Genomic DNA, 19,672 nt, shown 5'->3' on the forward strand with positions numbered 1-19,672 from the left:
TCAGGACATTCATGTTACAAACGAACGCCATCGAATTTGCCGCGACCCTTCCGGCCACGCACCATACCGCGTTGCTCAGTCTTCTCAAGAAAGCGACATGGTTGCCGCTCGCCGACGCCGAAAAGGAAGTGCTGGCCGCACTGACCGAGAGCGCGCTTACACATGTTGTTGCGGCGGACCGTCAGCCCCCGCCAAACGCCTCAGCACGCGCCGCCGTTCCCTGCGCCGCCGTCGTCCCTGAGCCGACTGTCGTCCGACATGCCCTTCCGGTCCTCAGCACGAAGGGCCGCGTCTACGTTGACGTGTACGTGATAGAGCACAACGGCCGGGTCAGCTTTGCAGTGCGCACGATGTCGGCCGACCGTAACGTTTTCGACCTGCACCCCCGGCTTATCGACGACGTTTGGGATGCGCTCCACGCCGGCAGCTTTAACCGGGAAGGCATCGACTGGAAGCACAGACTCCTGGCGGCCATGGGCATCCCGACGGCGCGCTGGGGTCGCTCGGCGTTCTTGCGCGGCTTCGACCGCGCCGACGAGCGCGGCAGTGAAGGGCCACTCGCCTGGTTCGACTTCGAAGGGCACCCGAGGCTTGCCATCAAGCGCTGCCGGGGCTCCGAAGGGCTGGGTTTCCAGTGTTGGACCGGTTGTTCGGCAGGCGAGTTCGAGGCTCGAACTGGCGTGCAGGCCGCGAGAATTTTCGGGGAAGCCGTGCGCCTGGGCGAGAAGGCCGTCGCTTAACGGCACCGGTGAGGCGCCGCGTGTTCTCAAGTTTCGGGGCCTGCGCGGCGCGAGCAGACTTAGCGGTCCAGCCCGGGCAGATGCATTTCAGGCGTCGGGAGCGCCCCGGCGGGCCGCCCGAACAGCCCGCAACGGCGGGGCTGCAACCGTACACAATCGAGAGTAGCGCGGCGGCTACCGTACGGGTGATTGGCTACACATCCCACAGGAAACCACCTAGGGACTCGACGATGGCCAACAAAGAAAAGATGCAATACCGCCACAGCTGTGTGGACGTAAGCTGGGAGAACCCGGGTGAGGTCGAAGCCCTTATCGACTTCAAGGACAACGCCCGCGATATCACCCGCGCCACTTTCTGCCGCAAGGTGAGCCGCGCGGACCGCATCGCGCTCGAGCGCAGCCTGGGCTATGCAATCGGCGGCCAGAAAGACCTTCATTGCGCAAGCGACTGGCACATCCGGTACATCAGTGGCACGTATCACGGCAAACCTGCCGTCTCGCTGGTCCATTCTTTCATCGAGTACGTCTTTGGCGGAGGCACCCCATCGCTCGCCAATACGTAACAGGCAAAGCGATGTTTGATTAGGCGGGCCGCTCAGTGAGCGGCCCGTTTTTCGTGCTGTTTAAAGGCGATTCCTATCCAGCTCAGGACCACTTCTCCCCCTGAGCAGCATGCAACCCCACTCCAGGATACACCAGCTCGACCTGTTTCGTTTCTGCGCGGCCGCGCTCGTCGTCGCTTTTCACTACCTCACCATGGGTCCGCTCTTTGGTATGTATGAAGCGCCTTTCCCGGACATCGTGCCGGCGGCGCGGTACGGCTTTTATGGGGTGCCGCTCTTCTTCCTCATCTCGGGCTTTGTTATCGCCATGAGCGCAGAGGGAAAGACAGCGTCGGAATTCCTTCGTGCTCGATTCTGCCGCCTCTTTCCGGTTTTCTGGGTAGCGTGCACCATCACCTTCGTCGGCGTAAAACTGGCTGGACCCGTTCCATTCCAAACCAGCGTCGCTGGGTATCTCGCCAGCATGACCATGGTGCTCCCGCACTTTCTGCACACCCCGTATGTCGACGGCGTCTACTGGACGCTGCTGCCTGAGTGGCTCTTCTACTTCGCCGTCGCGGCTTTGCTCCGCTTCGGCCATTATGACCGGTACCGAGCGACCTACCTGACCATCTGGCTGGTCGTCGCGATGCTGCTGCTCAAGACAAAGGCTGGCCCGTTACGCACAGTCACCATTGCTGAATACGCGCCATATTTTGTTGCGGGCGCCGCCTTTTTCGACATCTACCGTGGGCGTGCTACGCGGCACGACGTCTACAATGTGCTGTTCTCGTTTCTGGTCGCGCTTCAGGCGGCGAAGTTGCGAATATCCGATGTTGCGCGGGATGCCGGTTATCGCCTCAACGAAACGGTTGTGTTTCTTATCATCGCCGGCCTGTTCGGCCTGTTCACGCTCCTCGCCTGTCACAAACTCGAAAGGCTCAATCGCCGGGCTTTCCTTCCCCTCGGCGCACTGACGTACAGCTTTTATCTCTGCCACCAGAATCTTGGGTACGCCGCGATATCGGCGCTGGAAGGCTCTGTTTCGTTGCAGCTCGCCACAGGCGTGGCACTCGTTGCGGCTATCACCCTGGCCGCTGTCCTTCACTACGGCGTCGAGCGCCCCGTGCATGCCTTCCTGGCCCCTGCAAAAAAGTAAGCGTGCACGAGCGGATAGCCGCAAAAACAGAAGGCCCCGTCGCTACTCGCACGGGGCCTTTTTTGCTAGACGGCGCGAAGCCGCCGACACATTAAGCGAAGGGATTATCTACCTTGCCCGGCTTGACCGTCTCATCCTTCGCATGTTCCGGGAGGGCTTTGTCAGCCTGCAACGCGGCGACCACCGAGTCGACCGCATCTTTCAGGGCGAGCGCGGCCTTCAGGCCCGCCTTATCCTTTCTGATTTCCAGCTCACCGTTGAACACGACGCGGTCTGAACCGTTTTCCACGGTGAACGCGTCACCCTCGATGTTTACCGCTTCGTCGTCGTTCTTAAAAGCATCAAACGCCATTCAAGCCTCCGATACGCCGGTCTTTAAGGCCCGCAGGGATGCCTGGGAAGGAAATCCCCGAGAGCGCCTCAAGCTCGTGCACCGTCTTCACGTCGTAGTGGTTCGTCGCGACGTTTTCGGCAACAACGGCGAACGCGAGCTGCTGAGAAGGAATGTACACGACTTTGTAGAGCGCCGTCGGTACGAACACATGGTCGGGTCCGATGGTGCTCAACTGTGACCCGATGAATAGAGGTCCGGTTGTGACATACGCCTCCCCAGCGCTAAGGGCCATCTTGCGCACGGCCATCTCGATGTGCGCCCACAATCGTCGGTTGTGCGAAGGATTTTCCGGGGCCATGTTCGCCAGCGAAAACGATTCGGACATCGAAGCATCTGTCCATCTGTCTCCGGCCGGCGCCTGATGCCCTCTATCGAAACCGGAATGTAAGTAGTCCGAAAGTTCTGCACGTTCATCAGCGGGTAGGGCGGGTTCTGCGTAGAAACGGTTCGTTCTGACCTCTTCCTTTGCCGCAAGCAGATGCTCTCGCGTCAGATGCTCGGCTGACCACAGCGGCGTGCGCGTGATACCGGAATGGAGGACAGCAAAATCGGAAAAGCAGAGCTCGCGCGCCTTAGGCGCCAGCTTCTGGTTCGTCAGCACGGGTTCAAGGCCGTTCGGGCTGAACTGGGCGCAGGACGACCCTGCGTGAGCATGCATTGCAACCACCAGCAGGGCTACACCGAGGATACGCTTCATCTTTTTGCTTTTCCTGTCGTTCAATGGGTTATTGGTTCGTTTGTTCGCCGGTCAGGCGGGCGTGCCATTCTACCGCGCTGCGTTACGATTGTCTTTACAAAACTCCTGCCTTGTGCGGCGCGGCGGAGCTATACGTCGGAGGACCACTCCAACTGTAAGGACATTCGAAATGAACAAAAAGACATCTCCCTCTAGCCTCAAAGTGCCCTGTTTCATCAACACGTGGCACGACCTGGAGCAGTTTGGCGTTATCGTTATCGACCCCGCGCCTTCGCATCTGGACACCATCCCTTTCCAGACGTTGCCTCTGCGTATCGGGCAGCAGGCCGACCATCTCGTCAAGGGGTATCTGGGACTTGGGCTTATGCTTCAGCCTCTTGGTGAGATAGTGATGCCAGTTGCGGGCAGACCTTCGCTTGCAGTCCACTTGCTCCTGCGCGGCGCCGGTTACCGCTACGCGATTCAGAACCTGGATGGCGAGGTCATGGGAACCGACAACCCGGCCGACGTCGAGCAGATGGACGAGCTTGACATTGCGTACGAGGAGCGGCTCACGCCCAACCTTCCGCGAATCGTGAACTGGGGACTTTTCAAAGAAGCACTGAACGCGGTGCACAACCGTGTGTTCTGTGAAATGCCCTGTTTGACCGGCCTCAGTCTGCGCACGATTGTGCTGGAAGCAATCAAGGGATATGGCGAGGACCCTCGTCCGGTCGAGGCACAACCGACGGGTTTCTGGATGGCGCTCGAGGAAGAACTCCGTCTGAATCCGCCGGAACTCAAAGGCTAACCGGAGAACCCGATGATTTGCACTCAGGTATTTCAACGCAACGGCGCACCATGGGCGCATTCGCCAGTCCAGTGCAGTACGGTCGAAGCGGCCGCTGCTGAGGGTCGCGAGCTGGCTGAGCGTAACCCTGCAGTTTGGGGTGCTTTTCTGTACGCGCGGCCCGTCGTGCAACAACTCATTCAGCTAGATGTTTTTTATAAGCTGAAACCCAAATTGGGGCTGAGCCAGCTGAACTACCGTCGAGTGGATGAGGACCTCTTCGCACCATTCGACTACCTTCGCTTGACTGGCCCGCAATCAGCCGATGTCAGGTTTCCGCTGGAATGGCAACATGAGAGCGGAGGTACGGTGCGGCTCGACGCCTCGTTTTCTACGGCGCGCGCGTTCAAGTTCCTCGACATGTGCCGCGATTACGTCGCGCGCTTTGTCCTTCAGGACAATAGGCCTTTGCTGCAGTTTTTCCCGGAGCATCTGCAGGCCCGCGCACCGACGTACGAAATCGCGCTCAGGAAAGTTCTCTAACCGCCACTAGTTTGATTCTCGCCCGTCTCCCCGACGGGCGTTTCTTTTTCACGCCACAGTCCGCGCCTGCCGGTAGAATTGGGCAGCGGAAAGATTGCCTAGACTGCGCAGGACCAAGAGGGATTTGACAACGCTCAGGAGCATAAAAAAATGATGGACCAAGCTGTATTGCTTGCGCTCGCGCGCAAGCACGGCCTTTGCAACGAAACGGACGCAGACTCAACAAACGCGCAGGCTACCTTCACGTTCGACCTCGAATCGCTCGCGGCGCTGATGGCCGATGTGCGGCGAAGCGAAGGTTGGCGAGCGGTTGCCGAACAGCTTCCACACCCGATGTCGGGGTACGTGGCTGTCCTGCATCCGCAGGTTGAAGAACCACGCCTCGAGTTCGTTGGAACGCACCCGAGAGACTTCCGGGAAGACGGCTACACGCATTTCTTCCCCATTCCGTCGGTTCCTGAAGCGCACCGCGCCGACCGGCGCCTCGCGCGCCGCCGAGCTAATCTGAAAATTGAGGACCAGACAGGTCACTGAGGACACCACTATGCCAAAAGCTGTTAAACACGAAGACCTCTCACCCGGAGACATGCTGGATTTTCTGCCGGTGAGCGAGTACGTACCGGTTCACGACGGCGGCGCGGAAAACCCGCTGTTTGTCTGGGCCGTATATCGAAGCCCGCAGTTTCACCGCGACTGGAAGGCAGGCCTGGTTCAGTATCACGCGAGCCTGGGCTGGCAACCGGCAGGCGGTCGCAGCTGGGATTGGGAGGTTGCGCAGTGGATGTATCTGCCCCGGCTTCCGGAGTGGGCCCGTCGAGAGAATATCGAGGCGGGGTATCCGGAGGAAGGCGGCCGCTAAGTTCTCATTCAACGCCCGTCATTCGTGACGGGCGTTTTTCCTTCGGGTCCGGATTAATCGGCTGTCTCACGCCTCGTGCCGTGCACTTAGCTACACGGGAGGAGGTCACGTCAATTAATCAAGGAGAATCCCGAATGGCAAAGAAGAAGTCCGCAACACTGTCGAAAGAAGATGCACTGGTCGCACTCCAACGGACGTTTGAGGAGCGGTTCCTCAAAGCTGCCAAACTGGATGCCGATACGGCCTCGTGGGCGGTCAACAAGCACCCGGATGGCAGCTACGTAACGGCGTCTGTCGCCGAGCAGTGGAAAGGCTTTCTGCTCGCTCACAGCAAGGGACCGGGGGGCGTAACCTTGTCCGAGCCGACCCCCACCGTCCAGCGTGTTGTCGAGGAATTGCGGGCGGCGGCCGAACGGCGCCGTGAAGCCGTGGGAGCAAGCGACGATGGAGCGGCAGTCGAGCTCGACTTGTGGGCGAATCGTCTCGAGGCTCGTCCCGATGGTATTTACGAGGACGTGTACGAGCAGATTACCGACATGATTGAGCCGCAGGTCAGACGCGCACTTTACAACGACGATGGCCCGTTCCCCGCGAGCGTGGTCGACACGGTATCCATTCTGCTGGAACACTGGAACCGGACACACGCAGCGAAAGCTGCGGCTCCCTCGGCTTATCGCATTCTGTGGGGCGAGGGCGAGGCGCCGGCCTTCGGCTACGCGTACGTCGGTGCGAACTGGGACAACTGGCTGAAGCTCGCACGGGATATGGGCGTGCCGCTGGTTGCGCTGTATGAGACGCCCGATGTCGCCAAGTGTGTCATTGCAGCAGCAGCCGCTGTCGTCGCCGAGGCCCTCGATGACGTCGACGTGCATCCTTGCGATGCGCACAACGAAGAGGTAAAGGCGTCCGTGCTTCACGGCACGATGCGGCAGCTTTACGACGCACTGAAGCAAGGCGGTTTTTTTGAAACCGTAAGTTGATTTTCGATGCCCCGCGAGCGCAGCTCCCGGGGCATTAATTTTGGTCTGATATGTCAAGCACCCAGCCGGCGATAGGCATTTAGGTGCCGCAGCGCCGCTTGTTCGTCGCCTCGAAGCTGGCTCAGGCGCGCGAGATTAAAGTGCGCGTCGGCGAGAGTCGGGTCGAGCTTGAGAGATTGGCGATAGCTTTCTGCCGCGTCGTCAATCCGTTCCAGTTCTTCCAGAACCACGGCTCGGTTGAAATGCAGCAAACCCGCCTCCGGAAAGTGCTGGAGACCCTCCTCGAAAATTGCTAAAGCTTCCTGACAACGCGCCTGCTCTTCACAGAGCAGGACGCCGAGGTTCGTGTAGGCATCGTAGTGCGGCTCGGGTGAAAGTTCCAACACCTTGCGGTAGGCCTGCTCCGCGCCGGCCGGGTCGACGTCGGTCAGTTGTTCGGCCAACGCAAGCCATTCGTCCGCCTGCGCCTGGGCACTCTTCAGACTGCGCGGTACCGTGTCGAGGAACGCAACGTCGCCCTTGATAGGGGCTACCTCGAAATCGAGCAACAATTGCCCTGAGTCGGCATCCCATTGGGCGGGTCCGGTTCTAACGGCGACGGCATTGCCGACGGCCGTGATGCGCAGACCCGAGAGTGGCAACTCTCCGGGCAGGTCGTTTTTGAGCTTCGCCAGAGCCTTTACGATTTTGCGCGGGGCAATCTGGGCAGACTGCAGCTGGAAAGCCGTGCGAAGAAGCACCACGTCCCGGAAGCTGAAGCGCATCTCGTTGCGCGCTCCCCGCGCAGGCTCGACAAAGCCGGCCTCAATCAGTCCAGAGAGGACGCGTCTCGATACACCCAACAAGGACTGGAGGCTGCTCAGTGAGTAGCCATTGACGTTGCTGCGCCGTCTCACTTGCGGCCCCGAACCTTCGCCGGCGTTTCCTGAACTTCCTGCGTTTTAGCGGTGCGTCGAACCGGCCTTTTCGCCTTTGTTCCCAGTGCTTCGACATCACTCGCAGCTTCCGGCTGTTCGCTTGCCGCCTTCCCCTTGCCTTTGGGGCCTCTGGACAAACTCGCCCGCAGTGCTTCCATCAGGTCGATGACCTGGCCGCCGACGGTTGCATCTGCCGGAGCGGGGGAAACGATTTCCTTGCCCGCAATCTTCTGGTCAATGGCCTTAAGGATGCGTTTCTTTTCTTCGTCTTCGTACTGTGCCGGGTCGTAATTCGGCTCCGCCGCTTGCTCGATGATTTGTAAGGCCAGCTTCAATTCAGCCTCTGTAACGGGCGCGTGTTCGATGTTCAGGTCTTTCAGCGACCGTACTTCGTCGGCGTATAAGAGCTGCTGAAAAACCAGGCCGTCCTCGGTTGCCCGTATTTGCACCATATTCGTCTTGCCCCGGGCTGCCCATTTTGCCACGGCACCTCGATGGCTTTGCAGGAGTGCTTGCTGCAGAAGGGTGTACGGCTTGCCTCCACGTTTGTCGGGAGCGATAAAGTAAGCCTTGTCCAGATAGATTGGGTCAATGGCGTTGTCAGGAACGAAAGCCAGAATCTCCACGATATGGCTCGCGCCTTCCTCGAGCGCCTTGAGTTCGTCGGGAGTGAAAACGACGAAGCGGTCTTTATCAAACTCGTAGCCCTTCTTCAGGTCAGCTCGTTCGACTTTCTGCCCCGTTTTCTCCGAAACGTATTGTTGCTTAGCCCGAGACCCATCGGCACATAAGAAGTTGAACTTCACGCCAGACGCGCTTTCGGTCGCCGAGTACAGCTTGACGGGTATGGAGACAAGGCCGAACGAAAGTGACAGTGATGCGATGGAGCGTGCTGGCATGACATCCTCCTCGGCGCCGAGCGCAGCCTTGCGCGCTCTGACGTTAAAGACCCACCCGGGCCGCGCGGGCGATTACTACGGTAGCACAGCCCAACCGACTGGCGCCACATTGCGCAGACCGGTTGGAGACGCACCTTTTCCCGTCGGCAGCAAAGCGCGCGCCACGTTGGCGCCCAAAATAAAAAAGCCCCGCAGGAAGCGGGGCTTGCACTATCCCTGCCGAAGCCGGTTAATGGCGCATTTCATGACCAACGTGAGCCGGCTGCCGTTCCCACTGGTCGCGGTGTTCTTCCCGCCGCTCCTGTGTCACACGCTCGGCTTTCTCGTGGGCCTGCCGCGCCTCCTGGATTTGCTGCCGCGCCTGCTGTCGGGCCTGTTCCGCAGCCTGCCGCGCCTGTTGCAACTTTGCGCGGTCGGCTTGCGCGGCCTGCATGTTCCCGGCCTGATAGTCACTGCGCATTTGCTGGCGCAGCTGTTGCGCCTGCTGCTGGTCGCCGCGTGCCGCCTGGACTGCGCTCGCCGCCTGCTGGCGGTCTTGACGGTACTGTTGCCAGTCCTGACGAACGCGTCCGCCGCCCGGCTGTCCGGACATGGAACCCCACCCTGCCGGGTTGCTTGCACCCGGCGTGCTGGCGGACGGCGCAGATGCGGCCGGGGTAGACGCGACCTGCGCGAGAGCGCCAGTCGCAAAAAGGGCAGCGGCGAGCGCTACCATAAGCTTTGATTTCATCAAACTCCCTTTAACGGTTAGGGTGTCACATCGAGCGGGCGAACTTGCAAGGTATTCGCAAGGTTTTCGGCGCCTGCTCCCGCCGCGTATAGGTAATGGGGCGACCGGGCCGTGGGGGTGCATGTCAGTCCGCGAGAAATAAAAGCGCCGAGAGTCCCTCGGCGCTTCCGGTCGCATCAGCTGCAGTCAATGCCGCGTCACATACGACGGGCGTTTTTGCGTTCCTGCCGCGCTTCTTCGCGTTCCAGGCGGGCTTCACGCCGCTCGGCACGGCCGCGTTGCAACTTTTCGCGAGCGCGGCGCGCTGCACGCAGAGCAGGGTGGCCGCGCTGACGTTCCGGCTCGGCAGCGGGGGCGTCCATCGCACTCTCGTGCGCGACGGGCTGAGCCTCAGGCGGGCGTCCAGCCGCAACGGCGTGCGGGACTTGTTGCGCGCGAGCGTCGAGACGACTTTGCGAACCGGGCGCTCCGTTTTCGCCCGGGTTCCCTTCCGAGCGCCACTCTCTCGGAGCGGGCGCCGACGTCTCAGCCCCGGTCGCACCTGACGAAACCTGGGCGAATGCGCCGCTCGCAAGGAAAGCCGCGCCGGCGGCCACAACAAAACGCTTCTTCATTAAGGACTCCTTTGGTTTGGGGATGCTGGGCCGCTGAGAATGGCGACCCTCTGCTTGCTGTCACGGCATCTATCTGCCACTTTTCAGGGCGGAAGGCGCGGGAACGCCAGCTGCAATATCTCGTTGCGCGCCGGCGCGTTTAGTGGGCGGCGTGCGCGTAGGGGACCGGTTCCACGGGGTCATAGTGGCGGCTCATCCTCGAAAGTGTGAAGCTTCGGTTGGTCGAACCGCCTTTCCTGCATGGTTTTTTCGCCGAAGAACACGCGAGGATTACCGCACATAGCGCACTGCGGATTGCCACAATTTCCGGCGTGTTGCTTGCGCAGGCGACCGGGCTTTTCCACAGAGCGCCCGCTTGCCGCATTGATTCGAACCTGGCGTGCGATGGCGCGACTGTTATCGGCGCGGCGTTTGGCGCGCGGCGAGGGCTTTTGGACCGAAAGGTCGGGGCCGCTGTCGGCCTCTTGAACTGCTTCTACTGCTTCGACTGCTATTTGCATCGGCTTCCTCCTTCTATTCATGCAACGTCCTTTTGTGTAGCGAAGCCGGCGCGTAGAAGTACGCGGGCGCTTTCACAAAACAGTTGTTCGTTGCCCGCAACAGTCGGGGCGGCGCTGGGCGCGCGCGGCTCGCCGTGGCTGCGCGCTAGACATCGAATCCTGCGACGTTCTAAACGCGCATAAAAACGCACGAAAAGATGGCTTTACATTGAGTGCCGTGTCGTCGTCGACAGGCGTTCTCGAGCAATGAAAGCGTGGAAAAAATCCTTAAAACCTTCGCAAAGAGTCTCGTCGCTATCGGTGCGCTTTCGCTCCTTGCCGCTGGCTGCAGTTCTCAAAAGCCGACCGCCGCGCAGTTTAACGCCTTCAAGGCGCTTGATTTAGCCGGGTCGCCGATTAGCTGTGAGCAGCTCGTGATGAAGCTAACGCCATGGGACATCGACCTGGCCAACGGGGAGCAACTGGCAACCGATATCGCCGCCGATGCGGAGCGGGAGAACCACTACCGATTCCGTCAATGTCGGCCGGAAATCAGCGGACAGGAAGCGCTCGCCTGCGGAGACCTCTGGGCGAATATCGCCGGGGCCGGCGGCACAGGCCCCTACCGTCTCGTCAAGCTGAACGCAACCACCTGCGCTCCGTTGTTCCAGAAAAAGCTTGCAGAGAACGAACCCCTGTACTCGGTCACACGGGCCGGAGCTGCTCCAACGCTGCACGTCTCCATCGGGACCCGGGGAGCGGACGTGCCGCTATCCGCGATTGCCCGCATGGAAAAATTCGTGAACCCGACGTGGGCGCCCGACCTGAAGGTTACCTACGTCGACCTCCACTTTGCCGCGCCTCACTCGTTCCAGCGCTTCACTTTCTCGTCCGAAGCACATGCAGACGCCTTTATTGCTGCCGCGACGGGAGAGGGTCCGACGAAGCCTAAACGGGGCCGTCCTTGATGCAGCCGACAGTGGCGCCCACCGGGAGTCGCACTCCGCCGAAATCGGGTCCCGCTATCGCGTCGTTCCTCGCGACGGTCCTTGGCGGGCTGACTGCACTAGCCATTTTTTCGTCCACGCCGCACGCGCAACCCCGGCAACCCAGCCCCGCGCCGGTACACGCTGAACGGGACAGCGAAACGGGGCACCCCCTCTCTCCCGCGCGACCGACGCGGCTCGACAGGTGGCTGCAGGCCAAAGGCTCGCATATCGCGTTGCATGCGCACCGCTACGAACGGACGTGTTTGTCGGCGGGCGCGCCCAGTCAGAGCTGTCTCGCCGGCGCTTTAGCGCTGCTGCGGGAAGACATCGAGCGACAAGCGATGCCGCCGGTAGCGACTGAAAAAGGTCTGACGAGGGACGCATTTAAAGGCGCTTTGGCTCAGCACGCGGAGCAGGTTTTCCGGTTCATCCGCAGCGCCTGATTTCACTCCATTTCCCTCCCAGGCGAACCCGTCTGCGTCGGCAGGCGGCATCGCTTCAAGAATCGCGGAGTCTCGGGAACGAACTGCCTCGCGCGCGCCCAGGTTCTAAGGCTTCGTATTCGCACGGGAACGAACGGTCGGTTTTCGTACCTACACGTGCCATGTTGTTCCCGAGCGGGAACGGAGGAATCGGCATGGATACGAAAATCGACACCACCGAGGCGTTGGGCCTCCTCATCCGGGCGGCGCGCCTGGAGCAACGCTTCACGCGCGACCAATTGGCGAACACCACGGGACTCTCCCCCAGATTCATCACTGAGGTGGAAGCTGGCAAGCCCACCGCGCAGATTGGGAAGGTTTTCAGTTTGCTCGCCGAGCTCGGCATCGCCTTGCGAGCCCACACAGCCATCGAAATCTCCCCCGGAACGCACGCCGCCAGCCGCAAACGCCGGAGCCCGCATGGCCACTAGAACGTTGTTTGCGCTCGCCGATGGGCGGCGCGTCGGAACTGTCCTCGCCGAAAACGGCATCTGGTCGTTTGAATACGATGCGGACTGGGCGCGCGCGGACGACGCATTCGCGCTGTCCCCCGCCTTTCCGCTCGAGGGCGGGAAAGTCATTGACGGCTCGAACGAACGTCCGGTCCAGTGGTTCTTCGACAACCTGCTGCCGGAAGAAGGTATGCGCGCCGCCATGGCCAGGGAAGCCAGGACCGACGGCAACGATGCGTGGGCACTGCTCGAGTATTTCGGACGTGAGTCGGCGGGCGCCTTGACGCTTCTGACAGACGCGCAACAGGAGCCAGCGGGCGGCAAGTCGCCCCTGTCCTTCGACGTGCTCGAAAAGCGCATCCAGGCGATGCCTCAGCACGCCTTAACGGCCGCAGCCCGCAAACGCATGGCCGCCGCTGGCGCGCAGCAAAAGGCGCTCGTCATCCTTGAGGGAGAGCGTCCGGACTATCAGCTGTTTGAACCCGAGGGTGCCGAGCCTTCGATGCACATTCTCAAACCTGATATGCGCGCCGCCGGCTACCCGCACTCAGCCATCAACGAATTCTTCTGCATGCAGCTCGCTAAGGAAATGGGACTCAACGTCCCGAACACTCACTTCCTGCGCGTACCTTCGGCCTGCTACGTCGTCGACCGCTTCGACCGCGACACTGGTACAACGCCAGCAAATCGTCTGCACATCCTTGATGCGGTGCAGTTGCTCGGATTGGACAAGTCGTTCAAATATCGGGAAGCCACGGGAGATTCACTGGCGAAGTGCCTTGAGAAGGTCAGCACCCGCGCGGTAGCTCGGCTCTCGATATTCCGCTGGACGGTGTTCAACATACTGATTGGCAACGCCGATGCTCATCTGAAAAACCTGTCGTTCTTCTCCACCGCCAAGGGCTATCAACTCGCGCCGTTCTACGACCTCGTCAGTACGGTCGTCTACAACACGGCAACGTACCATGAGGGTGGCGAGCGTTGGCCGCAGTGTGCGTTGACGATGCAAACCGGGCAGGCACGGCATTTCAACGAAATCACGCGTGATAACGTTCTTGTGTTCGCGCAAGCGCTGGGCATGCGGCCGACAGGTGCGAAGAAGGAGCTCGAAACGTTCCTTACCGGCCTTGACGGAAAGGTCGCTCGCGTACGTCAGCACGTCGTTGAAATTGCCCACCCTGATGCGGGCGAAACCCGGCTGTTGAACTCCATCATGCATATGCCGATTGCGGAAATGAGCAAGGCACTGCGAGGTTGAACCGCGTATATCGGGAGCAAACTTGCCCATATGCCGACGACAGCAGGCTCTCAGGTGTATTCACTCCGCGCCAGCCGCTGTATGCGCCGGTGACAAACCGGATAACTGGCGAGCGTGGCGGTGTCGGACAGTGACCGAACGACTGCCGCACTGTTCGCACCCGCTGTGACGGGCGCATTGAACATGCATGGCACAGCGACATACTTTGTCACGAGAACGAGTCCGACCCATACGCAGATAGCGAACATGTGCAACTAGCCGACCCACACGGGAAAGCTGCGCACGCCCGCATTGACAGGATGGCCATTCTGTCAGTGCGCAGTCTGGACATCCAATACGCATCAAGCCGGCAATTTAGCTCGCGCTCGTGAGCGTCGCAATGTCACGCAGTCATGCCTTGGTGCGAAATTCGAAGAAAGCTCCTATGCTGCCGGTGGGTGGCGCGAAGCTTTCCAGAACGTGGCGGAACGCACATACATCAGAACGCCATTTAGGTAGGAATGACACACAACGTCAGGGAATGGAAATGTCCGTTACCGCAGTCATCCTTCTTGGAGCGTCGCAGTTTCCAGAGCACGGCGGCTATGAGGCCAACCCTTCTTTTCTGCGTTCCAAGCAGGACTTTCGAGCATATCTACAGGATGCTGACAACGGACTAGGAATCCCTGACGAAAACATCCTCGACCTGTTTGACTCCAATGAATTACCTCCGCTGCAGCTGGTCGCCATCGGGGACTTTCTAGACGGATTTAGTCAACTTTCGCAGCCCGGTGAACTTCGTAACCTCATCGTCTATTACGTTGGCCACGGATTCTTTTGTGGTATGCAACAGGAATATCACTTGGCTGTTGCAAGCATTCGAATGAACTATGAATCGCCCACCGGACTCCGAATCGTCGACCTAGCGGAGAATATTAAGCAGCACGCTAGTGCTTATAGGCGTTTTATTTTCCTCGACTGCTGTTTCGCTGCTGAAGCATTCAAGGTATTTCAGGGGGCTGCGGCCCAAGCCATTGCACGCAATGCCTGTGACGCCTTTGCGGACGACGCGCCCCGCTTCCCGCAAGAAACTCCGCCACGAGGTACCGCGCTATTTTGTGCGGCGAGCAAAGACCACGTAGCGAAAAGCCCGTCGGATGCACCACGCACTGTATTCGCCGAGGGACTTCTTGAAGTGCTTACGACGGGCGACCGATACGCGCCACCAGAGTTGACGCTCTACCAGTTAGAAGAACTGACTTGGAAGCGGATTCGCGATAAGTTTCCGACTTCGATGCAAGTCAAGCCCGAAGTTCACTCTCCAGACCAGTCTGCAGGAAACATCGCGTCACGTGTTTCGTTGTTTCCGAACGCGTACCGCACACACACGCAAGGGGAAAGACCTGACGCACGTCAGGAAAATGTTAGGGAGGGTCCCGGCACGATTCCCGCCAAACCTCGGGCTGCGTCAGCTGTTGGCCGAAAGGACAGAACGCGTCAGGCCACAAACGAGAGCACCGGCCCCGCATTCAAAAGCCGATTTGATTTCCGTCAACGATTTTTGACTGCATTATTAAAACTTCCGGCCTATGGAGTATTCACCAGGTTAATTGCTCGCGATAACCCGAGTGAACTAGCCACACAAACTATCTATAAACACTCAACCCTCCGATTGCTTGGAATTTTGTTTGTTCTTGAGATAATTTTTTGTGATTTCTTTTTAAATTGGTCGAATTTACAACTAACGGAGATAAGCGGGAACAACGTATATTCCATACTTTTTCTGTTAGCTGGTGTGATGGTGACCTATATTGGCTTGATGGCTTTGAGGATATCTGGCAATCGATTCTACGCGACCATTTCGACTATTATTTTATCGTTCGTGTTTGTGATGTTACCTCTTATAATAATGGGGTCATACATTGGACTAAACCTGGCACTATACCTTTTGTTTGTGGTGACGAGCAGCGCCATATGTGTTCCGGCAATTTCGATAGGTCAAAAATTAAATATCTGGACTAAGTTGGCAAATGGTTTTATCTCCTTGTCCTACACGGCGCCGCTGTCCGATTGGTTTCGGTCCGCCCGCAGTCGTCAGCGAGTCAAATTTATAGGCGGGACTTTCGCATTCATCGCAGCAAACTTGATGATTACCCTAAATGTGGTGTCCGAGGGCTATTTCGTCGGTTCGAATTACATGGATGGCGTGACCTATCCGGATGCTGGATATTTGCTTTTCTTACGATTTACCCCTGTTTGCACTGCAGCTGGTATTACAATTCGCAATCCTATTTTAGCGACTGGCTCAGCAATAATTATTTGCTATGCGAATTGGTTGGCCATGCTGCATTTTCGATGGTTGGGTCTTAATTTTGAAGAGGGAAAGGCTTTCGTCTTGCAGTTCGAATACGTGTCCGCTGTTTGCGTGGTTTTGGTTTTTTTCGCCAAGGCCATATCGTGGATTTCTGTCAAACTGTTTTTGCTCCGACGCCCTACGATGGTGGCCTCCAGGTCGCATGGAATTTCGCTATCGGATGAGAAGCATGAAGAACCCAAGGAGAACACCCGTGGAAATTCCGACAATTGAGCTGAGTGTTGTGGCCTCGACCCAAGCGCAGTCTGGAAAATTGGCCAACGAATTAAGAATGTGGCTTGATAAATATGACAACAATTTTGCACACACACTTAGGCGGGGGGACCCGAGTAATCAAGATTTGGGAAGCATCCTAGCGATAGTTGGGTCCGTGGCGGCCCCAGTTGTCTCGGCTTTTTTTGAAGAGGCCGCGCGGGAACTCGCTCGGACTATTGCAGACTGGATGCGGAAGCGCAAAGTTTCCCTTACGGTGGACGCGGGGGGAGGAGTAAAGGTCGAAAATGCTGACCCGGAGACTGTTGAGAGAATAGTATGCGAAATCTTAAAACGTCAGCATGAAGCGGCGATAAGTTCGAAAAATTGCGCCGATGGCGACGGGTAACTCTGAGTCGCTTTCAATAGCTTGGGTTGGAGCATAGGCGGGAACCGCAGAGCAGAGAAAGGTAGCCGAAGTCGGGCTGAAACGCCGTCTCATTGATTGTTGCCGAGACTGAGAAAACGACGGTTACTTCAACAAGGGGGCCGTCGCTCCCTTCGCTGTGACGTCAATTAGGTGCCGTCATGGGAGCCGTCGGAGCGCATCCATTGATAAATGTCTCAATGGATGTCTCCCAAAATCTCGCATTACGGCTCCCGCTACAGTGTGAGGGGCTTTAGAGCCAGGAACGACCGAAGAGACGAGTGAGATTAGGTCCGCGCGGTTACTACGATAACCCACAGGGAAGCAGAGCAAACTGGTTGCCCATGCCAGTGACCGTGACGCCGCAGGCACTCGACCCAAACGGGCCGGAAGATTGTGACAAATCGGTCGACCTGCGTGGAATGTATTGGCTGGCTCTCAGCTACGCACCGGGCCTTCCACTGAACGACGTGACGTCCGTCATCGTAGGTCAAATGGCCCAACATCTTTTCGCCATCGATGTCTGCCGTTTTCGCATCGGACTTACCAAACCTTGGATATATTCGGGCAGGACGTTCGCTTCGCTGGTAGTGCATCACGACGGCCCCGAACCGTAGTATGACGACGAGGGGCACCTGATTTCGCCGACGAAGGCAAGCGGAACCTGACTACTCGGGGTAGTTGGACCAGGCCGCGTGTTTGTTCGGCAAAGTGCTCACTCGTCACGACGCGGCCGGTTTAGGCAAAGGCACGCAATTGCGACCTGGCGCGGTGCATCGTCACAGACCGAGCCTGCTGAACGGCACCTCAACGCTGAAAAAGAACTCGTGTACGCTTAGGGACTCCGTCATCATGCCGGGTCCACAAAAAAAAGCCCACCTCAGGAGGCGGGCGCAATCCATGGTCTTTAGAGGAGACATGGAGGAGACGGGAATAAGTATAAACCCGAGTCTCCGGGAATGACAAGACCCCCGCTAGGCCGGCGGCTTCGGCTGCTGAGGCGACCAGGTCCGGAGCAGGCGATAGGCCCCTGGCAGGTCCAGATAGAGGGACGCGTAGTTGCGCTCGCGCAGCGGTGAAGGCACCAGCATGTCCCACTTCTCGACCACGAGATTTTCAGCCTCAGCGAGCAACGCTTCTGGCGCCAGCTCCGGCGTGCCGGCGAGTTGGGTCAGCGCCTCATCGAGCTGGGCCTCCTCGCAGTTTTCGATGGCGATAACCAGACCCTGGCTTTGGGCTGCGATACCACGGCTCTTGAGCAGCAGTGCGAGCGTATTCTGGATTTCATCGCCTTGCCAAAGGAAGAGCTTGATATCCTTGCCTGCGACAAGCCGCTGCGTGACGCCAAGGTCCGCTGAGCGGAAGGCCGCGCGGGCGCCCGCAAGGAGCTCCTTTGCCTTCGGGTCCAGATACCCGATGGGGCGGTCGTCCTTCAGTATCGCGCGCATCTCCTGCCTCACGCGGGTGTGCACCGCACCGGACTCGCCGCCAAAGGCTGGCGCGCGCCCGCCGCGCGCGGCGTGGACTTCGACGACCTTGTCCTTCAGGTCGACGCGCTCCACTTTCCAGCGCCGCCCGCCGAACAGCAGGTAGTCGCCGACGCCAACGGGCGAAGTGATAGGCAACGACCCGAGCACGCGGCCATGCGCCACCAGCCGGTACTCCTCAGGGCTGGAGAACGCCGCGTAAAAGGAATAGTGATTGGCGATAGCTTCGCCCGCAGGCCCGTGCAGCAACGCGCCGCCGCTGTCCTGCAGCAGAATGCCCTGCGTGCCGAGAGAGCGCAACAGCAGAGCAAAGTCCTGCATCGAAACCGCCCGGAACGGCCCCCGCTCGCACAGAAGCGCGTACGCCTGCTTAAAGGAGATGCCCCCGTACTGTCCAATAGCTGACAACAGTTGCTGGATGAGCGTTGACAGGTGCATCCCCGCCGCGCGCGGCGGCTCGAACCATCCTTGCAGGAGCAACTGCACCTGCGCGACCAGCTGAACAAGACTTTCGCGAAGCGTATCCGCGATAGGCGAGTGCGGGTCGATGTCCGGCTCAATCGCATACCCGCGAAGCACGGCAGCAGCACCCTCGCGCCGTCCCGAGCGACCCAGGCGTTGTCGCAAGCTGCCCACCGACGGACCTGGCCCGATTTGGGCGACCGTTTCAACCGTGCCGATGTCGATACCCATTTCGAGCGTCGATGTCGCGATGGCCGTCGCTGGACGCTCAGACTGCTTCAGCGCGCGCTCGGTCTCTTCACGGATTTCCTTCGACAGGTTGCCGTGGTGCGGCCAGAACTCGGTCGGCACTCCGTCCGCTTCTGACAGGGAGCGCAACATCGCCGCGTATTTTTCGACCGCGTTACGGCTGTTCGGGAAAATCAGGTTGTTCGTACCGCGCAGGTTATCGTACAGGTGCCGTGCAATAGCCAGCTGGCCGACGCCGGTCGTGTCGGTGAAGCTCAGTTCTTCTCCGTCACGCTCCCGTGCGGCGATTTCCGCGTCATTCAGCACCGGCGGAAGGTCGAGATAGCCTTTGACGAGGATTTTAAGCGCGCCCGAACTCTCCTTGCTCTCGATGAGCGTGACCGCGTCGCCCGCGCCCGGACGCAAGAACTCGGCCGCGAGCCGGATATCGCCCAGCGTAGCGGACAGGCCGATGCGCGGCACGGTCCGCTGAAGGGCAACCTCGAGCCGGTTCATCAGGCTTTGAAGCTGTTTGCCACGCTCGATGCCCATAAAGGAGTGCAGCTCGTCGATGACGATGTACTGCAGTTGCGCAAACAGCCGCGTAACGGAGTGCCCCTTGTTGTAAAGGATGGCCTCGAGCGACTCAGGCGTAATGAGCACACAGCCGGCCGGCTGCTTTACAAAGCGCTGCTTCTTCGTTGCTGCCACGTCGCCGTGCCACGGCACGACGGGTATCTCCAGCTCCTCACAAAGCTGGTCAAGGCGGCCCCACTGGTCATTGATGAGGGCCTTGAGCGGCGAGATATACAGGACGACACCCTGTTCTGGCTCAAGAGCGAGCAGGCGGCTCAGGATTGGCATGAACGCCGCCTCGGTCTTCCCCGAGGCGGTGCTGGCCGCGATGATGACGTCGTTCTTCGCTTCGAGGATGGGCGGAATCGCGCGCTCCTGCGCATCGCGCAACTCGGTCCAGCCTTTTTGCCAAATCCACCGCTGGATGCGGTGGTCGAGCATTTT

General features: G+C 59.3%; 21 protein-coding genes. 14 read left to right on the forward strand and 7 right to left on the reverse strand.

The window, feature by feature from the left end; all coding sequences use genetic code 11:
• The first annotated feature begins 11 nt into the window (after nucleotides 1-11).
• The 3 genes from F6X40_RS23855 to F6X40_RS23865 all read left to right on the forward strand — a co-directional run bounded on the left by F6X40_RS23855 (nucleotide 12) and on the right by F6X40_RS23865 (nucleotide 2,441).
• A complete protein-coding gene (locus F6X40_RS23855; RefSeq protein WP_187629480.1) occupies nucleotides 12-740 on the forward strand; it encodes a hypothetical protein in 729 nt (242 codons plus the stop codon).
• Nucleotides 741-970: 230 nt separating this feature from the next.
• Nucleotides 971-1,303: a hypothetical protein gene (locus F6X40_RS23860; protein ID WP_187629481.1), complete on the forward strand. Its 333-nt coding sequence runs from the start codon at nucleotides 971-973 to the stop codon at nucleotides 1,301-1,303.
• Nucleotides 1,304-1,412: 109 nt separating this feature from the next.
• On the forward strand, nucleotides 1,413-2,441 hold the full coding sequence (locus F6X40_RS23865) for an acyltransferase family protein (protein ID WP_187629482.1): 1,029 nt from the start codon (nucleotides 1,413-1,415) through the stop codon (nucleotides 2,439-2,441).
• 91 nt (nucleotides 2,442-2,532) lie between these two features.
• Here F6X40_RS23865 and F6X40_RS23870 read toward each other — a convergent pair whose 3' ends face one another.
• On the reverse strand, nucleotides 2,533-2,793 hold the full coding sequence (locus F6X40_RS23870) for a hypothetical protein (protein WP_187629483.1): 261 nt from the start codon (nucleotides 2,791-2,793) through the stop codon (nucleotides 2,533-2,535).
• Complete coding sequence (locus tag F6X40_RS23875) at nucleotides 2,783-3,532, reverse strand: DNA/RNA non-specific endonuclease (RefSeq protein ID WP_187629484.1); 750 nt, start codon at nucleotides 3,530-3,532, stop codon at nucleotides 2,783-2,785. Before F6X40_RS23875 ends, F6X40_RS23870 begins: the two co-directional genes overlap by 11 nt.
• 169 nt (nucleotides 3,533-3,701) lie before the next feature.
• Here F6X40_RS23875 and F6X40_RS23880 point away from each other — a divergent pair, with 169 nt between their 5' ends.
• The 5 genes from F6X40_RS23880 to F6X40_RS23900 all read left to right on the forward strand — a co-directional run bounded on the left by F6X40_RS23880 (nucleotide 3,702) and on the right by F6X40_RS23900 (nucleotide 6,683).
• Nucleotides 3,702-4,322 (forward strand): hypothetical protein, encoded by a 621-nt coding sequence (locus tag F6X40_RS23880; RefSeq protein WP_187629485.1) that lies wholly within the window; start codon nucleotides 3,702-3,704, stop codon nucleotides 4,320-4,322.
• 12 nt (nucleotides 4,323-4,334) lie between these two features.
• On the forward strand, nucleotides 4,335-4,844 hold the full coding sequence (locus F6X40_RS23885) for a hypothetical protein (RefSeq protein ID WP_187629486.1): 510 nt from the start codon (nucleotides 4,335-4,337) through the stop codon (nucleotides 4,842-4,844).
• 150 nt (nucleotides 4,845-4,994) lie between these two features.
• A complete protein-coding gene (locus F6X40_RS23890) occupies nucleotides 4,995-5,378 on the forward strand; it encodes a hypothetical protein (protein WP_187629487.1) in 384 nt (127 codons plus the stop codon).
• A gap of 10 nt (nucleotides 5,379-5,388) precedes the next feature.
• On the forward strand, nucleotides 5,389-5,703 hold the full coding sequence (locus tag F6X40_RS23895; RefSeq protein WP_187629488.1) for a hypothetical protein: 315 nt from the start codon (nucleotides 5,389-5,391) through the stop codon (nucleotides 5,701-5,703).
• Nucleotides 5,704-5,837: 134 nt separating this feature from the next.
• A complete protein-coding gene (locus tag F6X40_RS23900; RefSeq protein WP_187629489.1) occupies nucleotides 5,838-6,683 on the forward strand; it encodes a hypothetical protein in 846 nt (281 codons plus the stop codon).
• A 53-nt stretch (nucleotides 6,684-6,736) separates the two neighbouring features.
• On the opposite strand, the gene F6X40_RS23905 is transcribed toward F6X40_RS23900, so the two are convergent.
• Nucleotides 6,737-7,579, reverse strand: coding sequence for a tetratricopeptide repeat protein (locus F6X40_RS23905; protein ID WP_187629490.1), 843 nt, complete (start codon nucleotides 7,577-7,579; stop codon nucleotides 6,737-6,739).
• The gene (locus tag F6X40_RS23910) at nucleotides 7,576-8,499 is read right to left on the reverse strand and encodes a Ku protein (protein WP_187629491.1); all 924 of its coding nucleotides are present in this window, start codon (nucleotides 8,497-8,499) and stop codon (nucleotides 7,576-7,578) included. Before F6X40_RS23910 ends, F6X40_RS23905 begins: the two co-directional genes overlap by 4 nt.
• Before the next feature lie 232 nt (nucleotides 8,500-8,731).
• Here F6X40_RS23910 and F6X40_RS23915 point away from each other — a divergent pair, with 232 nt between their 5' ends.
• Nucleotides 8,732-9,223 carry a hypothetical protein gene (locus F6X40_RS23915; RefSeq protein ID WP_222946145.1) on the forward strand — a complete coding sequence of 164 codons (492 nt, stop codon included), beginning with the start codon at nucleotides 8,732-8,734 and terminating at the stop codon, nucleotides 9,221-9,223.
• A 203-nt stretch (nucleotides 9,224-9,426) separates the two neighbouring features.
• Here F6X40_RS23915 and F6X40_RS23920 read toward each other — a convergent pair whose 3' ends face one another.
• Both F6X40_RS23920 and F6X40_RS23925 read right to left on the reverse strand, forming a co-directional pair.
• On the reverse strand, nucleotides 9,427-9,843 hold the full coding sequence (locus tag F6X40_RS23920; RefSeq protein WP_187629493.1) for a hypothetical protein: 417 nt from the start codon (nucleotides 9,841-9,843) through the stop codon (nucleotides 9,427-9,429).
• Between the two features lie 179 nt (nucleotides 9,844-10,022).
• Entirely contained in the window at nucleotides 10,023-10,343 is a 321-nt protein-coding gene (locus F6X40_RS23925) for a hypothetical protein (RefSeq protein WP_187629494.1), read from the reverse strand.
• Between the two features lie 254 nt (nucleotides 10,344-10,597).
• On the opposite strand from F6X40_RS23925, the gene F6X40_RS23930 reads away from it, so the two are divergent.
• From F6X40_RS23930 to F6X40_RS23950, 5 genes are all read left to right on the forward strand, one after another.
• Nucleotides 10,598-11,290, forward strand: a complete 693-nt coding sequence (locus tag F6X40_RS23930) for a hypothetical protein (protein ID WP_187629495.1) — start codon at nucleotides 10,598-10,600, stop codon at nucleotides 11,288-11,290.
• Between the two features lie 658 nt (nucleotides 11,291-11,948).
• Nucleotides 11,949-12,224, forward strand: a complete 276-nt coding sequence (locus tag F6X40_RS23935) for a helix-turn-helix domain-containing protein (protein WP_187629496.1) — start codon at nucleotides 11,949-11,951, stop codon at nucleotides 12,222-12,224.
• Complete coding sequence (locus tag F6X40_RS23940; RefSeq protein ID WP_187629497.1) at nucleotides 12,214-13,503, forward strand: HipA domain-containing protein; 1,290 nt, start codon at nucleotides 12,214-12,216, stop codon at nucleotides 13,501-13,503. The genes F6X40_RS23935 and F6X40_RS23940 overlap by 11 nt, the downstream gene beginning before the upstream one ends.
• Nucleotides 13,504-14,029: 526 nt before the next feature.
• On the forward strand, nucleotides 14,030-16,069 hold the full coding sequence (locus tag F6X40_RS23945) for a hypothetical protein (RefSeq protein ID WP_187629498.1): 2,040 nt from the start codon (nucleotides 14,030-14,032) through the stop codon (nucleotides 16,067-16,069).
• Nucleotides 16,050-16,457 (forward strand): effector-associated constant component EACC1, encoded by a 408-nt coding sequence (locus F6X40_RS23950; RefSeq protein ID WP_187629499.1) that lies wholly within the window; start codon nucleotides 16,050-16,052, stop codon nucleotides 16,455-16,457. The genes F6X40_RS23945 and F6X40_RS23950 overlap by 20 nt, the downstream gene beginning before the upstream one ends.
• A gap of 992 nt (nucleotides 16,458-17,449) precedes the next feature.
• On the opposite strand, the gene F6X40_RS23955 is transcribed toward F6X40_RS23950, so the two are convergent.
• Nucleotides 17,450-19,669, reverse strand: a complete 2,220-nt coding sequence (locus F6X40_RS23955) for a DEAD/DEAH box helicase (protein ID WP_187629500.1) — start codon at nucleotides 19,667-19,669, stop codon at nucleotides 17,450-17,452.
• Nucleotides 19,670-19,672: the final 3 nt, after the last annotated feature.

This window comes from Paraburkholderia sp. UCT31 (genome assembly GCF_014397655.1).
Lineage (GTDB): Bacteria > Pseudomonadota > Gammaproteobacteria > Burkholderiales > Burkholderiaceae > Paraburkholderia > Paraburkholderia tuberum.

Bases quoted from the DNA above. Each gene is read 5' to 3' on its own strand.
- F6X40_RS23855 (WP_187629480.1), top strand. From the start codon at position 12: ATGTTACAAACGAACGCCATCGAATTTGCCGCGACCCTTCCGGCCACG.
- F6X40_RS23860 (WP_187629481.1), top strand. From the start codon at position 971: ATGGCCAACAAAGAAAAGATGCAATACCGCCACAGCTGTGTGGACGTA.
- F6X40_RS23865 (WP_187629482.1), top strand. From the start codon at position 1,413: ATGCAACCCCACTCCAGGATACACCAGCTCGACCTGTTTCGTTTCTGC.
- F6X40_RS23870 (WP_187629483.1), bottom strand. From the start codon at position 2,793: ATGGCGTTTGATGCTTTTAAGAACGACGACGAAGCGGTAAACATCGAG.
- F6X40_RS23875 (WP_187629484.1), bottom strand. From the start codon at position 3,532: ATGAAGCGTATCCTCGGTGTAGCCCTGCTGGTGGTTGCAATGCATGCT.
- F6X40_RS23880 (WP_187629485.1), top strand. From the start codon at position 3,702: ATGAACAAAAAGACATCTCCCTCTAGCCTCAAAGTGCCCTGTTTCATC.
- F6X40_RS23885 (WP_187629486.1), top strand. From the start codon at position 4,335: ATGATTTGCACTCAGGTATTTCAACGCAACGGCGCACCATGGGCGCAT.
- F6X40_RS23890 (WP_187629487.1), top strand. From the start codon at position 4,995: ATGATGGACCAAGCTGTATTGCTTGCGCTCGCGCGCAAGCACGGCCTT.
- F6X40_RS23895 (WP_187629488.1), top strand. From the start codon at position 5,389: ATGCCAAAAGCTGTTAAACACGAAGACCTCTCACCCGGAGACATGCTG.
- F6X40_RS23900 (WP_187629489.1), top strand. From the start codon at position 5,838: ATGGCAAAGAAGAAGTCCGCAACACTGTCGAAAGAAGATGCACTGGTC.
- F6X40_RS23910 (WP_187629491.1), bottom strand. From the start codon at position 8,499: ATGCCAGCACGCTCCATCGCATCACTGTCACTTTCGTTCGGCCTTGTC.
- F6X40_RS23915 (WP_222946145.1), top strand. From the start codon at position 8,732: ATGGCGCATTTCATGACCAACGTGAGCCGGCTGCCGTTCCCACTGGTC.
- F6X40_RS23920 (WP_187629493.1), bottom strand. From the start codon at position 9,843: ATGAAGAAGCGTTTTGTTGTGGCCGCCGGCGCGGCTTTCCTTGCGAGC.
- F6X40_RS23925 (WP_187629494.1), bottom strand. From the start codon at position 10,343: ATGCAAATAGCAGTCGAAGCAGTAGAAGCAGTTCAAGAGGCCGACAGC.
- F6X40_RS23935 (WP_187629496.1), top strand. From the start codon at position 11,949: ATGGATACGAAAATCGACACCACCGAGGCGTTGGGCCTCCTCATCCGG.
- F6X40_RS23940 (WP_187629497.1), top strand. From the start codon at position 12,214: ATGGCCACTAGAACGTTGTTTGCGCTCGCCGATGGGCGGCGCGTCGGA.
- F6X40_RS23945 (WP_187629498.1), top strand. From the start codon at position 14,030: ATGTCCGTTACCGCAGTCATCCTTCTTGGAGCGTCGCAGTTTCCAGAG.
- F6X40_RS23955 (WP_187629500.1), bottom strand. From the start codon at position 19,669: ATGCTCGACCACCGCATCCAGCGGTGGATTTGGCAAAAAGGCTGGACC.